Source organism: Polaribacter sp. SA4-10 (assembly GCF_002163835.1).
In the GTDB taxonomy this organism is placed as follows: Bacteria; Bacteroidota; Bacteroidia; order Flavobacteriales; family Flavobacteriaceae; genus Polaribacter.
This window is the reverse complement of the sequence record NZ_CP019331.1, coordinates 1,156,765-1,178,390: the sequence shown is the minus strand read 5'-3', so window position 1 is coordinate 1,178,390 and position 21,626 is coordinate 1,156,765. Positions and strand designations below refer to the sequence as shown.

Below are 21,626 nucleotides of genomic sequence, written 5' to 3'. Positions count from 1 at the left end.
GGTTTCCGCTACTACAAGAGTAATCAGAAATGGGTACTCTTTTTTGTTTTTGATAGAAGTTTGAGTTGTACAATCTTATTTGCAAGTACTTTAGCTACGGCATCTCCTCCCTCAGAAGTTAAATGCTGGTTATTTTCTTTCGTATCCTGAAAATAATTAGGATTTCTAGTTAACGAAGGCTCTAGGTTTAGATTTACAAAGGGAACATTAAGTTGTTTGCAAAAAGAAGCTAACTGTATATTACGCTTTTTTTGATCTGCAAAGTGTTTATAATACATGGGAGATTCGTAAATAAGAACCTTGATGCCTTTAGATTGACAATCTTTAATTAGTTTTTTAACAATTGGCAATACTGTTAAGTCTACTGGGGTGTCAGGAAATGAATTCCAACCATTGCGATATTGATTCATTAGACTATCTGAAATTGGTAAATACTGACTTTTTCTAAACCCTTTTAATTGCTTCTTTTCGGAGGGGAATAGACCTTCATATAATTGACCTGGTGAATAATCAATTAAAGAATAATTTCTTGTGAACGGATTAAATAAATCAGTAAGTGCATCTTTATTATTATAAACTTGACCTGGGAAGTCTATAAATTTTGTTTTTGACCAAGGGATAAAACGAGGAGGGGCATTCTGCCATCTTTTATACCTGGTAGAATCAAGCTTTGTTCTTGCAGTGGATAGGGTTGATTTGAAAGAATGTGTTTCTAAAACGATCAATTCAGGATTTAAATAGTCCCAAGAATTTAAAAAAAACCACGAAAGTGGCTCTATACCAGCACCTGGAAATCCAAAAAATTGAGATGATTTTTCAGTTATAGAGTCTAAAATAATTGGGTTCATTGTATAAGATTGTGAGTTTCCGGAAAATATAATTTTTGCTGTATTCACTGAATCTCTTTTTACCAATGAACGCCACATGAGTTCGGGTTTTAAACTAACCACTCTATCATCGTCGAATACACCGCTCATGTTACATAAAAAAAGTATGAACACTAAAGTAAATAACCCGAGAGCTATATCATGTAAAAATAGTTTAAAATCAGTTTTATTCATCTGTCCTAAAATTCTTCATAAATAAATTCTTCTTGCTTGTTTTTATTAGCTTTAGAGGTTTCAGCACCTTTTCTTCCACTGTGAAAACCAAAAAACAGGATACTTAGGGAGAGGGCTAGGCTAATAGTCCACCTCTTTAATCCATGGCCAGTATAAAAAGAATGAATTCGCTCTTTATGATATTCTTGATGGTATTCAACGATAAAAACAATAAGTATAAATAGTAGTCCAAACATTATCTCATTTTTATTCAAACCTATCTGAATTTGATTTGCGAGCTCTTCGATATTCCACATTGAGAATTCCCAACGCGATAGCCCCTGGAATATAGCTTTGGCTTGATCTAAGTTTTTACTTCTAAAAAAAATGAGCGATAGACCAACGGCCGTATGAGCCAAAATACGTGTTGCAGAAATCAATAGTAAATTTCCTGTTTCTAAAGCTTTATCAATAACTGGGTCATAAAGTATAATTAAGAGACCATTTATTATACCCCAAAGAAGAAAATTCCATCCAGAGCCATGCCAAAGACCTGCCAAACCAAAAACAATAAGAACATTCAGCACCTTTCTTGATGCCTTTCTTGGTGCTGTTTTTGGGAGTTTGAGTTGAAAATACACATAATCACGAAACCATTTATGAATTGTAATGTGCCAACGTTGATAAAGTGTTTTAATATTTTTTGCTAACAAAGGGCGCGTAAAGTTTTCACTTAGTTTAAAACCTAATAAGCGAGCACTACCAATTGCGATATCGCAGTAACCAGAGAAATCACAATACAATTGAATCACAAAAAAGACAATAACCAATATGGTGGTTAAACCTGTCAACTGGTCAGGGTTTGCATAGCCTTCATTTACATAAAAAGCCAACCTATTTGCAATTACAATTTTTTTAAAAGCCCCCCATAATATCCGTAAAACTGCTTTTTTTGCTTCTTGAAGCTCAAAGGAGTGAATTTTTTCAAATTGTGGAATTAAATCTTTAGCTCGCTCAATTGGTCCTGCCAGCAACTGAGGGAAAAATGCGATATAGGTAAAGAAGACAAAGGGGTCTTTAGTTGAAGTTATTTCTTTTCTATAAACGTCAATAGTGTAACTCATTGTCTGGAACGTATAAAAACTAATACCAACAGGTAGTACCCAGTTAAGATATAGAAGATCATGATTTACTCCAATAGAGTTAAGGGCTAACTGAGCGGATTCAATAAAAAAATTATGATATTTAAAGACCGATAAAAATCCTAGGTTTACAAAAATACTCAGGAATAAAAGCCCTTTTCGTTTCCTGATATTTGTTAAGGTATCTAATTTTAGTCCTATAATGTAGTCTAGAACAGAGCTGAAAACAATGATTCCAAGAAATCTCCAATCCCAACTAGCATAAAAAAGATAACTTACTATTAATAGACTAATATTCCTTAACCTGAGTCGATCTGGTCGGTTTAAGATAGTCCAGTATATTAGAAAATATCCGCTAAATGCAAGCCAAAAAAATAAATTTACAAAACCCATTTAATTATTTACGGTAAATGTATATTATATGTCTTGAACTATTAGTATTTTTATAGAAATTATTAAAACATTGATTAGATTTTTTTTTATCTTATTTTTTATACTTTTTTTTGGCCCTCTTTCTTGGGTGCTTCCAGAAATATATTTAACCATACTTGTTTTAGGTACTGGAATTCCTCATATATTACTAGGAGCTAAAAATTCTCAAAGAGGCCTTTCCTCTTCTTTTCGTGTGTATTGGAAAAAAGTTACAATAATGATACTAATTCCAATAAGTTTGATTTTAGGCCTTAAATTTGGGGCTTTAGGGTTGGTTTTCTACTTTGCTTTACACCATGCTATTTCCGAAACGTATTCATACAAATCCTTCTTTGAAAAAAACATCTTCTTCAATTTTCTCTATTTTTTAATTGTTTTGAGCTCATTTTTAATTGCTTGCAGAGGTGATTTTAATGCGTATGATTCTTTGATTTTATGTTGTTATGTTGTGTTTTTTCTGTCATTATTATCATTACTATTTATTTCCAAAAAACACTTTTATAAATTGGAGTCAATTAAGGGGTTGTTAGTTTCTAATCCATGGTTAGTTTTAGCACCAGTTTTATGTTTATTGACGATTTTTAAACCGATTAGTTGGATGGTATTAATTTTATACCATTTTGCGTTTTGGGGAATGCTACCGCTTTTTCGAAGCGACATATTTAAAGGAAACAAAGAGCGTTTGAATGTATTTTGGAAAGACGCTATTATATGGAATGGTTTAGGATTATTAGGAATTGGACTGATCGTTTTTTTGAGTTCACAATTTGTCGATTTTAGGGTGTTTCAAATGATTGTCTTGTTGTTTTATATTGCAACATATTGGCATATTAGCATTTCGTTTATTATATCAGGATCTAATCCTGAATTCATAAAACGGGTATTTTTAAATAAAGGAAACTAAAGTACCTACTTACAAGAACTCTCTTAAAAATTCAGATTTATACTCTATCTTTTAAATCAGCTATATCTAAACCTCTTATATACGTTAAACCTACATTTATAGACAAGTGTCCCATCGCTTTCTGTAGTTTGGATAAGGAGCCCGCTCTTTTAAAGATTTTTATAGCTCCTGAGTCTCTAAATGAGTAAAGTGTTTGTTGCTTGTTTAAGTGTATTTTATTTTCTCTTAAAACGACTCCAAAGGTTCTTAAAGTAATCCTGATTTAGTGGTTGAGGTGTTCCTGAATAGATATTATGATGCGGTTCTCCTTTTACAAGTATATCCTTTACATAGAAGGGTACTGGAACAATTCTACTTCCCCCAGATTTATTTCTGTTTCCTTGTAAATGAATGTAATTAAAGTCCTCAGAAAAGCCTCTCCAAGTAATTTTTTTTATCTTTCGGAGCTAGTTTAGACCATGAGGCAACATCAACACCAACTGTGTAAATTTTTGGTTCTGAATAATTCAATTTCATAGCTGAATCGTGTACCTTATCTTGTACTCTTTGTAAAAGCAAGAAAAATGAAGGCATAAAAAAAACGAATTGTGAGACACAATTCGTTGATTTAATTTAAGTTTATACTTGTAGCGAAAACGGGATTTGAACCCGTGACCTCAGGGTTATGAATTTGATTTAAATATTCAAATTTTACCCTTTTATGCTTTATTTTAATGAAATCGTGTACCGAATAGTGTACTCTGATTTATAATGAATTTCTACTCAAATGTAATATTTTTTTTGATACAAAAAGAAAGCGACAACCTAAGTTACCATTTCTAACTTAGTTTTTCTAATGTATATTTTAATAATTTCCTTTTCCTTCAACATAATGTCTCACTCCTCCTTTTGGATTTTGCATATCTCCTTTAAATCTTGGAATAATATGGCAATGAAAATGCATTATCGATTGTCCTGCAACTTTTCCACAATTCATTCCTATATTATAACCATCTGGTTTAGATTCAATTTCTATTATTTATTTTGCTTTATAAATTAGTTCTGTTAACTCTTTAAGTTCATTTTTGTTTAACTCAAAATAGTCTAATTTTTCTTTATTTGAAATAATTAAAATATGTCCTGGTGAAACTGGATATACATCTTTTATTAAGAAAAAATGTTTTCCTTGATATATTATTCTATTTTCTTCAATGTTACTAAATACGCTCATTAAAAATTCCATTTAATTCAAATTCTGGTTTCCAATTAATAATTGCAGAATTTAATGCTAATTGATATTGTGTACTTAAAAAATCTATTCTTTTTTGTTTTGTCTTACCTGTTTGATTAATAATTGTTTCAGCTAAAAGGTGTTTACTTTGAAAGTAAAACTCATTTCTATTAAACAATCTGAGTAATTTTTTTTTATCTGGAATTCTATCAGATTTATTTCTGTTAAAATCTTTATCTGCTAAAACAAGATTTCATACATCATTTATATTTGCTCTAAAATGATTGCGAACTGATTTATTAAGGTGAGGTATAAAAGGTGCAACTTGACATAAATTAAATGAACCACTTACAACTGAAATATATTGAAAACTATAAAAATATTTACCTTTCTGATATCCATTTAAAGAATCTCTAATGGAAGTTATGTCAGTTCTTCTTATAAAATCATTTTCTAAAAAGAAGAAGGATTTATCTTCGTCATATTTAATTTCAAGAAGTTTAGGACTTAGATTAAGGTTCCAAGCAGTTTCAACCAAATTCCAACGAGCTTCAACTTCTTGATTAAAGTTTTGGAAATGAAAAGATTCTTTTAGCTTTAAAAGATTGTCTTTAATAATTATTTCTTTATTACCTGATTTATATTTTTTTAATAAAAAATATCAGGAACCTTTGATCCGTTTAGATTTTGAAAAGCATCTACTACATTTACAAAACCTAATTTTTCTGTTTTTGACCATAATTCGATATCTGAAACTTCTCCTTTTATGTAACTCCTGCAAACATTTAAAAAACAACTTTATTTTAGGCTATTAATTATAAAAACAAAAAAAAAACATACTGATCATTAATGATTTAAGTTTTTTAAAATGCATTTAAAGGAAGTGAAATCGAACTATTTTAGGGAGGATTTATATAAAGTTAATCCTTTACGTTGACCATTTCTGGAGTTGCAACTGTTCTAAATCCTAAATGTTCTAAGGATGTAGATGGGTCTGTAGCCATTCTAGATGATACTCGGTAACTCGCGCAATAAGAAGCATTACATAAAAACGATCCACCTCTAATAACTTTCTCACTAATTTTGGGGTTGTTGGGATTGTAGGCAGTATCCGCCCCTATAGGATTTGTAGAAATTTCGGTTTTAGAAGCTAATGTTGAATAGTAATAGATATTGTACCAATCACTGGTCCATTCCCATACATTTCCAGAAATTTCATACAAACCAAAATCATTTGGAGGAAATGTTTTTACAGGGGCACTTTTTTCATACCCATCTGCTTGTGTGTTAGAAACTGGAAATTCGCCTTCCCAGCTATTCACATTAGACGAAAGGTTTTCAACAAAATCGCCCCAAAAATAGATTTTATCTTTTTTACCACCTCTTGCTGCGTATTCCCATTCTGCTTCTGTAGGAAGGCGTCTTCTTGCCCATGTGCAATAGGCTTGGGCGTCTTCAAAAGATACATGCACTACAGGGTGATTTTCTTTACCAACAATAGAACTTCCTTTTCCATTAGGCTGTTTCCAATTGGCGCCAATACTCCATTTCCACCATTGAGAAAAATCATATAAATTGGGTACAGACATTTTTGTTTTTTTAAATAATAAAGATCCGGGTTGAAGTATAGAATCGTGTGGTTTTGCGGTGCCTTCGGGTAGTTGTGACGCGATTAATGCCCATTCTATTGGTTGTTCAGCAGTGGTCATATACTTAGTGGCTTTTACAAATCTTGAAAATTGGTCATTGGTGACTTCAGTGATGTCCATATAAAATCCGTCAACCCGCACACTGTGTTTTGGTTTTTCATGAGGCAATGCCATTTTATCCTTATTAGAAGCTCCTTGGTCATAAACACCCCCAGGAATCCATACCATGCCTTCAATTATAAGTTTATTTTTTGCTTTATTTGTTTCTGGTTTAGGTATGCAACTGCCCAACAAGCAAATTAAAGTACAGTAGAAAATCTTACAGTAAATTTTGTTCATTTTTTTTGATAAATTCATTTTTTTCTTCTGAAAATCTTCAGTTTTTTTATGACATATTTATAGGTCGCGTATTTAAAACTGACTACGCAAACTAAAATTTATCAATTGTTGATATTTAGAGAGTTATTTTTAATAATCGTATATATTCGTTTTAAATTTTTGAATATGTAATGTTTTGCCTCATTTGTAGTTTATATTAACTCAAAAATGATATTATGTGTTTCTATAATTAAATATTTTTGTTACTATATTAGTACATATTCTACTTTTCTGTTTTACTTTTTTATTTCATTAGAACTGTTCGTTCATTCTTAGCAATGAGCCAGACCTAATATTTACTTTTTAAAAAACTTAAAAGCTTTTGTATTACCTTTACTGTCGCTTAAGCTTAGAACATAAATTCCTAATCGCATACGTTGTGTATCAATTATTATTGAGTTACCGGTTATTTTAAGTCTGCGGTTATAGTTTTTCCTTCCATGCAAATCATAAACTACAAAGTTATAAACGCCATTAGTTAAACCATGTATGGTAACAGCTTCATAATTATTACTGTAAGACAGGTAAATGCCCTTATCGCTAGTAAGCTCTGGCGTCGAAAGATTTTTTCTAAGCGCGTCCCAATTTATCAATGGCCATGCAGCAGCGCACCAATTTATGAGTCGCTCTAGGATAGTATCATCTAAACCAAGATCATAAAACTTGGGAATTAAATAGTAAAACTGATCTACCCACATTCCTACTACATTGCTGTCAAATATATCATCTCCCTTACGTATTTCAGATTCTAGAATATCTTTTGGTTCAATTTTGTTACTCGCATCATTATTACCCGTATATCTTTCCCAGTAAATACTTCCATCCGATTTATTATATAGTTTGTTAAGACCTTCATTGTATAAATTGCCATCGGTGTCGGCATCACCATCCTCAACTTCTGTTAAAAATTGCAGTAATAATGCGTTGGTGACTCGTGCACGTAAATTAGGGGAAAATTCGTTTAATAGATTAGGGAACTCTTCTTCTTCAAATCCTTCAAAATTTCTTCTGAAAGTCATACCATAGAAAAACCACGGACCCATCACCCGTATTCTAAAACCGTTACTCGTATTTGGTCCGCCTCCGCCAGACCAAGTTTTTGTTCTGTACATTGTATTAAGAGCCTGATAATATCGCAGAGGTTCGTAAAAACCCGAAGAGCTACTAGCTTTTAAAATAAACATATTTTGGTAATTATAATCTACGGGACTATTCTGTCGCATCATACCTTCACCACCATTAACAATAGATTGTAAATGATACCAATTTGTGGACTCATATTTTCCAGTAAAATCTTCTTGGCCCTTAAAAGAATTGCCATTTCCAATAGCCCCCTCTAGTGCAACAGAGGCCTGAAAATGTGGAGGAACTTCATATACTTGGTAGCTTTCACCAAACCATTGTCGGGCTTGCGGATGATCTTCTTCATCAACTTGTGTAAACCAATGTGCTTTATCTTGAAAATTAAATTCATTCATAACTTCAAAATACTGAACAGCCATTAGTCTCGCTAAACTGGTAGCTGCTAGTTCTCTTGGAATATCATCTGCAATTTTTGAGGTTGCAGTGCCATCTTCAGTTCTCCATTGTTTTATGTTAGAACTCCCGTCTTCAAGAAACCGTCTATATTCACTATGAAAAGCAGAATTAGCTTTCATTAAATTACTAGCTTGTTGGGCTGTAATGTTTTGCTGTTGATAGGTGCTTAAATTATCAAGGATATGTTTTCTGAATTTTTTATATCCTTCTTTAGGATCATAATTTTTTGATGCATCGTTCCAATAATCATCTTTAATATAGGCATCCATGGGGTGAACAATGGGTAACCAATGTTTCCAGTCTGGGAATTGGATAGCAACCGGAATTTCTGTTCGATCGCTGGTAGCATCTGAATCGAATACCTTATACAATTCTTCTTGGCTTACACCATTAGGGAAAAGGTATGGAAACATGTCAGCATCTTCTTCTAACACAGCATCAAGCCCTGCTCCAGCGGCCCACTGCTCAATAGGCTTTCTCGCCAATTGCGGCCCTGGTTGATAAGGAGGATTCCAAGGACGCCCATAGCGACCAATGCTACCAGATGTTGGATCTTCTTCAGATAAAGACCTAATATAAGTAGCAATTAACTTTCCCTCTTCTTCAGTAAGATCATGAAATTTTGAACGTTCAATAATAGATATATTTGAATATGAAAATATTTCTAGGTCTCTACCATCTTGCAAATGACAGCTAGTACATTTCGCCTTTATTTCTTTACCACTGCTTAAATTAGTATAGCCATACCAAAAGCCTTTTTCAGTAGTTGGTAAATAATTATTTAGTAGCGGGTCTCCCTCAACACTGGGAGCTCCATTCCTTCCATAGTACCAGAGATTTTTACCTTGAAACACTTTATCAAACAAATCGTCTGGCTCGCCATCAGTCTCAGTATAATATGGCGATTTCCAATCTTCTGGAGCATCCATAATAAAGTAACTAGTTTCATAATCACGAGTTGTAGTTCCGGGTAAAACGTAATAGGAACTATTTTTTAATATTCTTTCAGAAGTAGCATCTAATACATCAAGATCAATGACTCGGTAACCATTAGAAATTCCATCAGAATAATTAAAACGCAAAGCAATGGTATTTACACCCACCTGAAAATTTGAAATTGAAACGGTAAAACGAATCGTATTATAACCACCATTGGTCATCCCGCCTCGCTCTTTTTCAGGGCTGTAAATTTTCACTGAATTATTAGTTAGCAAAATCCAGTTCCCACCATTTACTTGAACAGAGGCCTTTCCTTGATACCCGAGATTATTCGCTCTTAGATATAAATTATCGGTACTGTTAATTTTGTTAAGTTGCTCTTGATCAATTGTAAATGACGACGACACGGTAAGCCCTTCATCTCCAAGTACTTCAATAGGGAATTCAATTTGTTGTGAAAAAACTGAATTAAATGAAAAAAGAGTTAAAACAAAAAGTAAAAAATTGATTTTCAATTTCATATAGAATTATTAGGCGTAAACACAAAGTAAACTTTTAAGGGTTATTAAGCTAAGAGATAGATTTAATAACCTTTAAAAGCAAACCAGGTGTTATAAACAAATATAACGGTAAAATTATCTGATCACTACCTTTTTAGTTGCGGTTTTGCCAGCTTCAGTTACTTTTAAAATGTAAATTCCATCAGAAATACTAGATACATCAACATTTGATTGTACACCAGAAAAACTTGATGAAAGTACTTGTTTTCCTAAAAGGTTAAAAAGTGTTAAATTTTTCAAAGAGTCACTAGCAGAAGAAATATTTAAAATTCCGTTAGAAACTGGGTTTGGGTAAGCTGCAAAACCTACGATAGCCTTATTTTTTACAGTGGATAATGTAGCATTATCGAAAAATGAAAAATCATCCCAATAAACTTTTGTATTATCAAATGTTCTTAGCTCAAACCAGAACTTCACCGATGTAGCTGGTGCAATAACAGTTTCCTCATATTTTGTCCAAGCATTGCCATTAACATCCAAATTAGTTCTTATTACATCAGAATCATTCCCACCTATAAAGCCACCAGTATCATCTCTAAAATTAGACCACATTTTAACAGGTTTTTCAGCTCCAGGGGCTATTTTATACCAAAAACTTATAGTATAACTCTCTCCTATTACAGTATTTGGAATATTTTGAGTTAAATTTATTCTACCTCCTGAACCATCTTTTGTTTGCTTAGCTGAAAAAGACCCTGTGTTAGCATCTGTAGACTTTGTTACTCCCTCTGCCTTTGTCCAATCTGTTGGGGCTGTATCTGTAGTCCAATTTTCTAACCCTCCGTTTAGCATCAGTTCTTGTCCAGAAGAAGCAACAGTTACACAAAGAGTCATTAATAAAGTTAAAATATAATTTTTTTTCATCTTTTTACGTTTTTTATATTAGTGATCCCAAATTCCGAAAGTTCAACCAAATATGGGTTTGAGAACTGTTCAGATGAGTTTAAATGCTAATCAACATATGGTACGCACTTAATAATGGGTGCTTAATCTTGGTGAAATGAAAAATCATCCCAATAAACTGTTGTATTACTATACGTTCTTACTTCAAACCAAAACTTTACTGCTGTAGCTGGTGCAGTAACAGTCGCCTCGTATTTTGTCCAAGAATTACCATTAACATCCAAATTAGCTCTTAGTATATCAGGATCATTTCCGCCTATAAAACCGCCATTGTTATCTCTAAAATTACACCATATTTTAACAGGTTTTCCTGCAACCGCTATTTTATACCAAAAAGTGATAGTATACATTTTTCCTACAGTAATCTTCGGAATATTTTGAGTTAAATTTACTCTACCTTTTGAAGCATCTTTTGTTTGCTTAGCTGAAAAAGAACCGGTGTTAGCATCTGTAGATTTTACTAATCCCTCTGCCTTTGTCCAATCTGTGGGATTTGTATCTGTAGTCCAATTTTCCAACCCTCCGTTTAGCATTAGTTCTTGTCCAAAAGTAGTAACTGTTAGACAAAGGGTCATTAATAAAGTTAAAATGTATTTTCTTTTCATTATTTTTATATTTGTAATTGCAATTTGCAATATTAAAACTAAATATGTGTTTGAAAACTGTACAAATAAGTTTGAAGGCTAACCAATACATATTAACTGATGATTACAAACTACCAAAATGATCATCTACAAAAAGAAAATTTGAATAACTGGAAGAAACTGCCAAAAAGACTTTACTTTAGAACACAATACTGTTTTTATAAAATGAAAAAGATTACCCCAGTTACAAGAAGCCCACCCTTTTGGGGTGGGAATTCTTGAGCCTTCTTTCTCACTATTCTTCTAATATAAACAATTCTTGTAGTTGCTATTTTACGTATATCTCTTTAATAATAGTCACTTGCATGCAGTAACCAGCTAAAGTTACATAACTACTTAAAAATCTAACCCTGGATCTATAGGGCTCATAGCTTGCGCTTTTTGTGGGTTTAATATCATATAAGTACCTAGTGCAGTTAAAGCCGCATACTTACTGTAAGATCCAATCTTTTTTAAAGCATCTTTACGTGAAATATCTTGAGAATTATTCTCTATTTTTTTTTTTATTTTCATTGTGATTTATATTTACTAATTATTCTAAAATTATTTTCTTGTTTAATGTACCCTCTGCTGTTTCTAACTGAACAATGTAAATACCTTTTGCTACTCTTGGTAAAGAAATATCTTTCATACCATTAAATTCAAAAGCAGAATTTAAAACTTGTTTTCCAAGTACATTAAATAATTTAACAGAAGCTTTCCCTTGTTGTAAACCACTTATTCTTAAAGAATTATGTACTTTAAGAATACTTACATTATCTAAAGTAGCATCAGAAATACTAAGAACACTTTTAGCTGTATGAAGATAAAAACGTCCAACACTATTTATAATTGATGTTGTAGTAATTTTATGAGATGCATTTAACTCGTCTAAGCGTGTAAATGTATTTTCTTCTTTGTCTTCTAAGAATACTTTAATACCTTCTGGTAAATTTTCTAATCTTGCAGAGAACTCTAAAGCACTGCCAGATTCAGCAATTACTCCTACAGGTACAATCATGTTCTCAAAATTGTTATCTGGTAAAGACTGAGTTCCTAAGTTTCTTCCAGAACCATTGGCAACTGCATGTGTGAATATTGAAAATTCATTACCCAAACCGCCAAAGATAGAACTGTCATATCCATTGTCAAAACCTGTTGTAGCTCCATCAATATAAAAAACAGATGCTGTTCTGCTTGCCGCTCCGTTACTCAAGGTAAGGGCTAATTCTGGTCTTGTAGTTATTTTTTGGAAAGTATCTGAACTATGACTTTGCATACTCTCATTAATACTAAAACTACCTGTTTGTGCTGCTGAGACAAAAAAGGCTTGACCAGGCGCAATTTCCATATCATCTGCTATGTTCTTTAAATCATAAGTTCCTAATGCTTGATCCCATAACCACACCGTTTGTTCCAATAGTAAGTTTGCATTATTAGCTTCTTCTAACATTTCTTTTACTGACACAGATGTCAAATAAGGATTTCCTATTAGGTTATATCCAGGAGTACTTGATACTGCAATACTCTCAGCATCATTAAAAGTTCCTGTAAAAACGACATCACCTGCTGTATTTAATTTTACTGCATGGCCTTCTCCTAAACCAAAGTTTCCTGTTCCACTTGCGCCAGATTGGTAATAAGACCAATCCCCTGTACTATTCTCGTAATCAGCAAAACCAACATTAATTCCACTTATTGCCAGGCTTGAAGCGCTTACAAAAGCGTCCTTATCTTGGTCAGCTACTGGTGAAGAAATTAAGTACCAGTTATCGGTAGGGATATTTCTTGTATAACTAATTGAGCCCGTAATAGTTCCAGTAGAAATGATAGAAGCACCAGCCGCAATAGACATGCTATTAACAGTTAATGTTGCTGGCATATTTATCGTTGCACTTGAAGGAATTATAATATCATAATTTTCGCTAGGGACAGTATTCGTAGACCAGTTTGCAGCGTCGTTATAATTATTGTTAGCAGCTCCCGTCCATGTAAAAGGGTTGCGGACAAATGAAAAATCATCAAAATAAACTGTTGTATTGCTATATGTTCTTACCTCAAACCAAAACTTCACCGACGTAGCTGGTGCAATTACAGTTTCCTCATATTTTGTCCAAGCATTATCATTAACAGGCAAAGTTATATCAGCTGTAGTCCCGTCTAAAAAAGCGCCACTGGCATCTCTAAAATTAGACCACATTTTAACAACACTTCCAGCGTCAGGCGCTATTTTATACCAAAAAGATACAGTATAACTTTCTCCTACGGTCGTATTTGGAATATTTTGAATTAATTTTTTATAACCACCTGTAGCATCTTTTGTTTGTTTAGCTGAAAAAGAACCTCCGTGTTTTTCTGATGATTCTTGAGTTATATTCTGGTAGGTGGTCCAATCAGTTGGACGTGTGTTTGAAATCCAATTTTCCAACCCTCCGTTTAGCATCATTTCTTGTCCAAAAGAAGTAACAGTTAAACAAAGCATCATTAATAACGTTAAAATGTAATTTTTTTTCATCTTGTTATATTGTTAATTTATCAATCACAATCTCCAAATGAAAAATCAAATATAGGTTTGAGAACTGTTCAGATAAGTTTAAAGACTAATCAATAGGCGACATTGAATCGATTATGGATGCCTTTATTAATCTTCTCAAATGAAAATCGACTATCTAAAGTATCTTTTTTGGTTTTGGTGAAAAATAAATCTTTACAATTAATAGTATCTTTTGATACACAAAACAACTTTTATTTTATGAGTTCTCTCGTTTTTGTATTCTCGTCGTTCAATTAGCTTTAGTAGTTCAATTACAAAGCCGTCAGAATCAAGCTACATTTTCAGGTAAGGCCATAAAATCTTATATTTTGAGAATAAAAATTATGTTTAAAAGTCATAATATCAGAACATTATAATTTTTTGAACATCTTTTAATACTACTTGACCAGTTATAAAACCTTGCCTTCTTTAATGTCTAATATATTTGACTCAACCATTTGTAGAGTATTTAAATGGAATGCAGAATTAAAGAAGACAAAGATGAAGCTAAAGAAATTTGAAGGAAACCCTATTTTATCACCTAACCCTGAAAATGAATGGGAAAGCTTGGTGACAACTAATCCAGCCGCATGGTATGAAGATGGTACATTTTATTTATTTTATAGAGCTGCAGGAGAAGACAAAGAACACAATATACACATAGGCTTAGCCACAAGTACCGATGGATTCAATTTTAAGCGTGTACAAGATAAGCCTGTATTAACACCAGACCCAAACGGATTTGATGCTGGTTCTGTTGAAGATCCACGAGTCGTTAAATTTGGCGATGAGTATTATATGACTTATGCCTTTCGTCCGTATCCTCCCGGACAGTATTGGAAAAATGAATATGATCAGATTGAAGCACCAAAACTTAGTGAGTTTGCACCAAAGTGTTTAAGAGAGAATGTTGGAAATACTGCATTAGCTGTCTCAAAAGATCTTGTTAATTTTAAAAAAGTAGGTAGGTTAACCGAGCCTAGTCTAGATGATCGTGATGTTATTTTATTTCCTGAAAAAGTAAATAGTAAGTTTTTTATGTTGCATCGTCCTAAGAACTATGTTGGCCCGAAATACAATACAGAAACACCTGCTATATGGATTAAGTCTTCTGAAGATATGATGACCTGGAATGTAGAGAGTACGCTTTTACTGAAAGGTGAAGAATGGTGGGAGTACAAAGTAGGCGGTAACACGCCGCCATTGCGCACAACTGAGGGTTGGTTAATGCTGTATCATGGGGTAGATAAAAATTTCACGTACCGATTAGGTGCTTGTTTGCTCGATCTAGAAGACCCTACCAAAATTTTGTATCGCACAAAAGATTTTATCCTAGAACCAGAAACGGATATTGAAAAGAATGGACTGTATAAGTGGGGTGTAGTTTTTCCAACTGGAAATGTTATTGTTGATGATACCTTATATGTTTACTATGGTGCATCAGACCAGTGGTGTTGTGTGGCAACTGCAAATATTCATGAATTGGTACAGTTTATAAAGCAAAACACAAAATAAGTACAATGTTAGAAATGAAATATAAAATTTTCATTGAAACAGGAATTAATCAGACAAGAGTATTTTGAGCATAGAGGATAATCTCTTACATAAAGTCTCAGAGCCTTTTATTAAATTTTTATATTATGAATATTAGTATAATTGACATTACCATCCTTGTTGTATTTTTGGCGGGAATAATTTGGTGGGCATTAAAAAATGGTAAAAGTTCGGATTCAGATTCTTACTTTTTGGCAGGTAGAAGTATGACTTGGCCTGTCATCGGTCTTTCCTTATTTGCAGCAAGTGTTTCCAGTTCTACCTTAATGGGACATTCTGGCGAAGGGTTTATAAGTGGGATTGCCGTATTTAATTATAACTGGATTTCGGTTTTAGTGATGGTGTTTTTCGCCCTGTTTTTTCTTCCTTTTTATATAAAATCAGGTATTTTCACGATACCAGAATTCTTAGAGAGACGTTTTGATAAAAAATCGAAATATTATTTTTCCTTCATCACCATTTTTGGAAATATATTTTTAGATGCTGCGGCAACACTCTATACAGGCGCATTAATTATTAAGCTTATTTTTCCCGATTTTGAGTTGTTTACGATTATCGTTATAATGGCTGCTATTGCAGGCAGCTATACTATTATTGGAGGATTGTCTTCAGCTATTTATGCAGATATGATTCAGGCAGCAGTACTCATAATTGGATCAGCTATATTGTATTTTTTCGCGCTTGACTCGATAGGAGGATGGGAAGAGTTATACACACGTTTTAATGATGGTGTTTGGTTAAAATTAACGCGTCCAATGAGCGATCCAACGGTGCCTTGGTTAGGTATGTGGATTGGAATTCCCATCTTAGGGTTTTACTTCTGGGGAAACAACCAGGTGATGGTGCAGCGCGTTTTGTCTGCTAAAACAATCGATCATGGTCGAAAAGGGGTTTTATTTGTTGGTTTCTTATATCTATTCACCTTGTTTATTTTTATACTACCTGGATTAATTGCCCGAGGTACAAATCTTTTTGGTGTAGATAATTTGCCATTTGACATGATAAGTGGAAGCTCCCTAAAATCAAACTTTGGTATTAATACCGACCAAGTATATCCACGTATGATTGTAAAGTTACTTCCTGTTGGATTGATTGGATTAATATTAGCAGCTATGATTTCAGCACTTACATCTACTTTAAGTGCTACATTAAGTTCTGTAGCTACTTTATTTACTATGGATTTTTACAAACCCTTTCATCCAAATGCAGATGGAAAAAAACTAGTTTTGGTAGGTCGTATAACCTCTTTTTTAGTGTTGGTATTTGCCGTTCTTTGGGCGCCAATAATTGAACAATTTGATTCGCTGGTTTCCTATTATCAGGAAATTACGTCGTATTTAGCACCACCTATTGTAGGTACATTTTTCTTAGGTTTGTTTTGGAAGCGTTCTAACGAAAAAGGTGCTTTTGCCGGTTTGATGTCTGGTTTGTTATTAGCAGCCATTATTATGATATCAAAGTATGTGCTTGATGTGGAAATTAGTATGCATTTCCTTCTTTTAGCTCCAATTATCCTCGTTCTAAGCGTCGCTGTTAATGTAATCGTTAGTATTTTCTCTCATTTGCCTGATGAACAGAAAGTCAAGCAAAATACATGGACGTTGGAAATTTGGAAACAAGAGACGGAAGAGCTTAAAAATGTGGTGTGGTACAAAAATTTTAGAGTATTATCCTTACTGCTTGTGATGGCTTGTTTCACGATGTACTTTATTTTTTATTAAATAGAAAAATAATAGAATGAATTAGATACTACTTATTTTACGAGTAGCTTTTATATTTTGCATCTTTCCAAGTACTACTTAATAATACAAAATAACAGCCCAGCTTATTTTTTGTATTGGTTGATGATCAATCTTGTGATGCCTTAGGAATTTATGTTCATTACCTTTTTTTCCAAACGCTTATTATGGAGCATTTTATCAATAGAAGTGAAAAAGAAAGGAAGAATAATAAGCTTTATAAAGTTGTAGATTAAGGTTATTATATCTAAATTAGAAATTAATTTTTTATTAAATGTTAATAAATATTGTGAAGGCATTTACGAATAGGTTTCTACAGTTGTTTGTAGTTTTGTTTGTTTTATATTCATTGAATGCAAGGGCTTATCAAGTAAAACATCTTAGTATTGAAGATGGTTTGAGTAATGGTACAGTGAATGCCTTTGCAACAGATTCGTTGGGATATATGTGGCTCGGTACATCTATAGGATTAAACAGGTATTCTGGGTATGAAATAGAGCAGTATTCTTTATCCGAATTTTCAAACACTAAAAACAATGACATTAAAGAGGTCATTAACTATAATGGAGAACTCTACATTGTTGGCCGTGATGGAGTTCTTTTAAAATATAGATATCATCTGGATGACTTTGTTGAATTGTTTTATCAGCCTGCCTTTCAGTTTATATCTGCTTGTGTTATAGATAATAAAATCATTTTTGGATTGACCCATGGTCTCCTAATGTACGATCTGGATAAAAAAAAATTAGGGGAGGTTATGTATTCTGACTTTACATTTAACCGTCGTTTAATATTAAAGGAGCAATCTGTATACTCGGCTACCTCAAAAGGGGTTGTTGTGTTCGATTATGAACAAGGAAACCTGAATGTTGTTGATACCCTGCTCAGGGATAAGGATATTACAGCACTTTCTGTTGACGATAAAAATAGAGTTTGGATAGGTACAGAAAGAGATGGCCTTTTTGTTAAGGACAATGATAAAACAATCCTTGTTCCATTATTTAATTCATCATTAAAAACATATTCAGTTCGGGATATAGCGTTTAACGCTAATAAAGATGCGGTAATTGCTGTTGATAGATTAGGCTTGTACGTTGTAGATAAATCGCTTAAGGTTCGGCATCATTTTATGAATGATCCAGACCAAAAAAATACGTTAAGACAAAATAATATAAATCGAATATTTATAGATAAAACAGACGTTTATTGGCTTGCGGTTGGTGAAATCGGTGTTGATTTACTTTATTCAAAAGACAATCCTTTCGATAATATTTCACACGTTTTAAATGAGAAAAATAGTATCCATAATAATATCATACGAAGTATTTATGAAGATGAGGAGAATAATTTGTGGTTTGGAACAGAGGATGGTGTTGGCAGACTTAGTAAAGATGGAAGGTGGTCGCATTTTAATAAATCCCTGAAACTAGAAAAAACATCTGTTTTAAGTATTAATGAATATCAAGGAGAATTGATATTCGGTACCTACGGAGAAGGGCTGTTGACTATAAATAGCGCATCGGGCGATGTAACTGAGTTATTAAGAAATCAGCAAAAAAAATTGAATCTTATATTTTCTACTTTTACAAAAGACGATGAGCTTTGGGTTGGAGGTAATGATGGACCTTTGAGCTTGTATAATAAAGGTGAGTTTGTTCAGCGATTTCCCAGTGGAATAATAAAGTGTATACTTGAAGGAGCTGATGATTTTATGTATGTTGCCTCGGCTGCAGGAGTTTATCGTTTAAATAAACGGAATTATAGTTTTCAAAAACTAGAGGATCCTCAATATCTTAATCAAAATGTTTTAGGCAGTGCTCATGCCTTATATCTAGATTCAAACCAGAAAATATTATGGATTGGTAATGATGCAGGTATTCATAGTTATGATTTAAAGGAGAATGAGTTTAAGCACTTTGATTCACAAGATGCAAGAAAGTTAGGAATCGTATATTCTATTCAGCAAGATAATGATGGTTTGCTTTGGATGGGAACTTCTACAGGTTTGTGGCGATTTAACTTGCAAGACTCTTTTTTTAGGCAATATGGTCAAGAAGAGGGCGTGGAGGCTAATGAGTTTGGTTTTGGTGCATCCACTAAACTTAGGGATGGAAGGTTGGCTTTTGGTGGTCCTGATGGAGCGGTTATTTTTGATCCGGAGGAACTAGAGCAAGATGCGTTTGCATCAAACTTGTTTGTAAGTGATTTTAAAATAAATGGAGTTCAGTCTAATTCAATTATAAATACTGGTGATATCAATTACCAGAACAAATTAGAATTAGATTATGACCAAAATTCGTTAAGTTTTACAGCGGAGGTCTTGAAATTTCATGGACCTAAAAAAGATGTGTTTCAATGGCAATTGATAGGGTCTGATGAAAATCCGATTTTGTCAGAAGATAGTAGAACTGTTTCTTATTCTAATTTACCGTCAGGAACTTATATTTTAAACATTACATCTTTTAATGCAGACGGAGTGCTGTCTCCTCATGTGTATCGTAAGGATATTGTTATTAAAAAACCTTTTTGGAAAACGTGGTGGGCTTATATAGTGTATTTCGTCATTTTAGGGGTTTTAGGCGTACTTATTATTTTAACTGGTCGCGCCAAGAATCAGCAACGCTTTAGCGACGAAAAAATAAAATTCTTTGTAGATGTAGCTCATGATATTCGAACACCAGTTACGCTTATTCAATTACTGATAAACCAACTTCCACCTACAGATAGTAACAAAGATGCCTTTGAGTTAATAAAAAGGAATGCCAATAGTCTAAGTGAGTATGTGTCTCAGTTGTTGGAGTTTCAGAAATCTGAACGGCAGAAATTAAAGCTAAGTGTGGAGGAAGTGAAAATTAAAAGCTTACTTAAATTGCTTGTCTCGGACTTTCAGCCTTTGCTGGAAAAGAAATTTATGGACTTGGAAGTTAAATCCCCAGATGTGAATATTTGGGTTGATAAAAATAAAATGAGTAGTGTTATTAATAATTTAATATCTAATGCCATTAAATATGGAGAGGAAGGTGGATCAATAAAAATCCTCGTAAAATCAAATGAAGAAAATATTAAAATAAAATTTTCGGATAATGGACTAGGTGTGCCAGAAAAGCAACAAAAACAAATATTCACCAGGTTTACTCGTGGTGATAATGTTAATCATACTGGTATTTCGGGCAGTGGTATAGGTCTTATGTTGGCAAAACGAATTGTAGAATTGCATCAGGGTAAAATATCTTTACAAAGTAAAGAGAACATTGGTTCAACATTTATTGTTGAACTGCAGAAAGGTTCCAAGCACTTTAAAAAGGATGAAATTAAAATTATTGAAACTATTGATATTGATTACGATAAGATTCCTGATATAATTGGAGAAAACAAATTGGCACTGCTGGTTGAAGATAACGAAGATCTTAGAGCAATCATTAAAGCAGAACTGGATAAAAGTTATCGTGTAATCGAAGCTCCTAATGGCAAGGAAGGATTGGTTTTAGCGGTTGAAAAGAATCCAGATATAATTATTACTGATGTAATGATGCCAATAATGAACGGTAAAGAATTGTGCAAAATTATAAAAAGCAATATTAAAACCAGCCATATTCCTGTAGTGATGGTTACTGCTTTGGGAGACGTTGAAGATAAAGTAGAAGGTCTTGATGTTGGAGCTGATGCTTATGTTGAGAAGCCATTTAGTATTGAGGTTTTAAAAGCCACAATAAATAATCTATTGCGCACACGCCAGGCACTGGGTAATATTGCAGGTAAAGAAAATATTAAGAAAGCCAATTATACTTCACCTGATGAGGAATTTCTTTCTACAGCGGTAGAACTAATTAAGGAAAATATAACTGAGCGGAATTTCACCATCGATGTGCTTTGTGAAAAATTAGGATTTAGTCGTTCAAATCTTTTTAGAAAGTTAAAAGGTCTAACAGGTATGACACCCTCTGATTTAATCATAAAGATTAAATTGAATCATGCCGTAGAATTATTCAAATCGAATCAAAATATGCGCATTGCCGATATTGCTTATGAGTCGGGTTTTCATGATCCGAAATACTTCAGCACAGTTTTCAAAAAGTTTTACGGTAAAACACCAAAGCAATTTATGAAAAGTCAGGAAAATTGATTTTCATCCCTTTGATCGCATTCCTAAAATCTGTTAGCGCGATACTGAAACTGTGAAATAAGAGTTAATAATATAAAAATAGAGAGCAGCAATTAAAAATAAGTGTAGCTCTCTTTTTTATTATAAGGGTTTGTAATTCGTTTATTAGGAACAGGCTCTACCTCGAAGGTGAGTAGTTGATTTACATGGTTGTTTTTAACCTTTTTTCAGTATTTATATACGATTTTGTTTTTGTGTATTATGATTTCGGTGGTTTGTAATCATCATACAATGAGTGTGTAATGCATCTTGATTAGACTTTAAACTCATCTGAACAGTTCTTAAACCCATATTTGGTTTTACTTTTGCATTTTGCGAT

General features: G+C 33.0%; 14 protein-coding genes and 1 pseudogene. 4 read left to right on the top strand and 11 right to left on the bottom strand.

What is annotated here, in order from left to right:
- Positions 1-23: 23 nt before the first annotated feature.
- Both BTO04_RS05215 and BTO04_RS05210 read right to left on the bottom strand, forming a co-directional pair.
- A complete protein-coding gene (locus tag BTO04_RS05215; protein ID WP_157662435.1) occupies positions 24-977 on the bottom strand; it encodes a hypothetical protein in 954 nt (317 codons plus the stop codon).
- An 89-nt stretch (positions 978-1,066) separates the two neighbouring features.
- Complete coding sequence (locus BTO04_RS05210; protein WP_198342120.1) at positions 1,067-2,164, bottom strand: MBOAT family protein; 1,098 nt, start codon at positions 2,162-2,164, stop codon at positions 1,067-1,069.
- A gap of 481 nt (positions 2,165-2,645) precedes the next feature.
- Here BTO04_RS05210 and BTO04_RS05205 point away from each other — a divergent pair, with 481 nt between their 5' ends.
- Positions 2,646-3,518 carry a hypothetical protein gene (locus tag BTO04_RS05205; RefSeq protein ID WP_087563491.1) on the top strand — a complete coding sequence of 291 codons (873 nt, stop codon included), beginning with the start codon at positions 2,646-2,648 and terminating at the stop codon, positions 3,516-3,518.
- A gap of 844 nt (positions 3,519-4,362) precedes the next feature.
- Here the strand turns inward: BTO04_RS05205 and BTO04_RS05200 are convergent.
- The 9 genes and pseudogenes from BTO04_RS05200 to BTO04_RS05165 form a co-directional block, all read right to left on the bottom strand.
- Positions 4,363-4,728 (bottom strand): annotated as a pseudogene (locus tag BTO04_RS05200) (HIT family protein).
- Positions 4,715-4,906: a hypothetical protein gene (locus BTO04_RS05195; protein ID WP_087563490.1), complete on the bottom strand. Its 192-nt coding sequence runs from the start codon at positions 4,904-4,906 to the stop codon at positions 4,715-4,717. Before BTO04_RS05195 ends, BTO04_RS05200 begins: the two are co-directional and overlap by 14 nt.
- A 75-nt stretch (positions 4,907-4,981) precedes the next feature.
- Positions 4,982-5,266, bottom strand: a complete 285-nt coding sequence (locus tag BTO04_RS05190; protein WP_087563489.1) for a hypothetical protein — start codon at positions 5,264-5,266, stop codon at positions 4,982-4,984.
- Positions 5,267-5,648: 382 nt separating this feature from the next.
- Positions 5,649-6,716: a formylglycine-generating enzyme family protein gene (locus BTO04_RS05185; RefSeq protein ID WP_232455956.1), complete on the bottom strand. Its 1,068-nt coding sequence runs from the start codon at positions 6,714-6,716 to the stop codon at positions 5,649-5,651.
- A gap of 335 nt (positions 6,717-7,051) precedes the next feature.
- Positions 7,052-9,754, bottom strand: a complete 2,703-nt coding sequence (locus BTO04_RS05180) for a T9SS type A sorting domain-containing protein (protein ID WP_087563487.1) — start codon at positions 9,752-9,754, stop codon at positions 7,052-7,054.
- 114 nt (positions 9,755-9,868) lie between these two features.
- Complete coding sequence (locus BTO04_RS05175; RefSeq protein WP_087563486.1) at positions 9,869-10,657, bottom strand: T9SS type A sorting domain-containing protein; 789 nt, start codon at positions 10,655-10,657, stop codon at positions 9,869-9,871.
- 122 nt (positions 10,658-10,779) lie between these two features.
- Positions 10,780-11,301 carry a carbohydrate binding domain-containing protein gene (locus BTO04_RS05170; protein ID WP_157662434.1) on the bottom strand — a complete coding sequence of 174 codons (522 nt, stop codon included), beginning with the start codon at positions 11,299-11,301 and terminating at the stop codon, positions 10,780-10,782.
- 375 nt (positions 11,302-11,676) lie between these two features.
- Positions 11,677-11,853 carry a hypothetical protein gene (locus tag BTO04_RS15315; RefSeq protein WP_198342119.1) on the bottom strand — a complete coding sequence of 59 codons (177 nt, stop codon included), beginning with the start codon at positions 11,851-11,853 and terminating at the stop codon, positions 11,677-11,679.
- A 19-nt stretch (positions 11,854-11,872) separates the two neighbouring features.
- Complete coding sequence (locus tag BTO04_RS05165) at positions 11,873-13,834, bottom strand: T9SS type A sorting domain-containing protein (RefSeq protein ID WP_087563484.1); 1,962 nt, start codon at positions 13,832-13,834, stop codon at positions 11,873-11,875.
- 450 nt (positions 13,835-14,284) lie between these two features.
- On the opposite strand from BTO04_RS05165, the gene BTO04_RS05160 reads away from it, so the two are divergent.
- The 3 genes from BTO04_RS05160 (at position 14,285) to BTO04_RS05150 (ending at position 21,268) form a co-directional block, all read left to right on the top strand.
- The gene (locus tag BTO04_RS05160) at positions 14,285-15,367 is read left to right on the top strand and encodes a glycosidase (RefSeq protein WP_198342118.1); all 1,083 of its coding nucleotides are present in this window, start codon (positions 14,285-14,287) and stop codon (positions 15,365-15,367) included.
- 125 nt (positions 15,368-15,492) lie between these two features.
- Entirely contained in the window at positions 15,493-17,127 is a 1,635-nt protein-coding gene (locus BTO04_RS05155) for a sodium:solute symporter (protein WP_232455955.1), read from the top strand.
- A 292-nt stretch (positions 17,128-17,419) separates the two neighbouring features.
- Positions 17,420-21,268 (top strand): hybrid sensor histidine kinase/response regulator transcription factor, encoded by a 3,849-nt coding sequence (locus BTO04_RS05150; RefSeq protein ID WP_087563482.1) that lies wholly within the window; start codon positions 17,420-17,422, stop codon positions 21,266-21,268.
- Positions 21,269-21,626 lie beyond the last annotated feature (358 nt).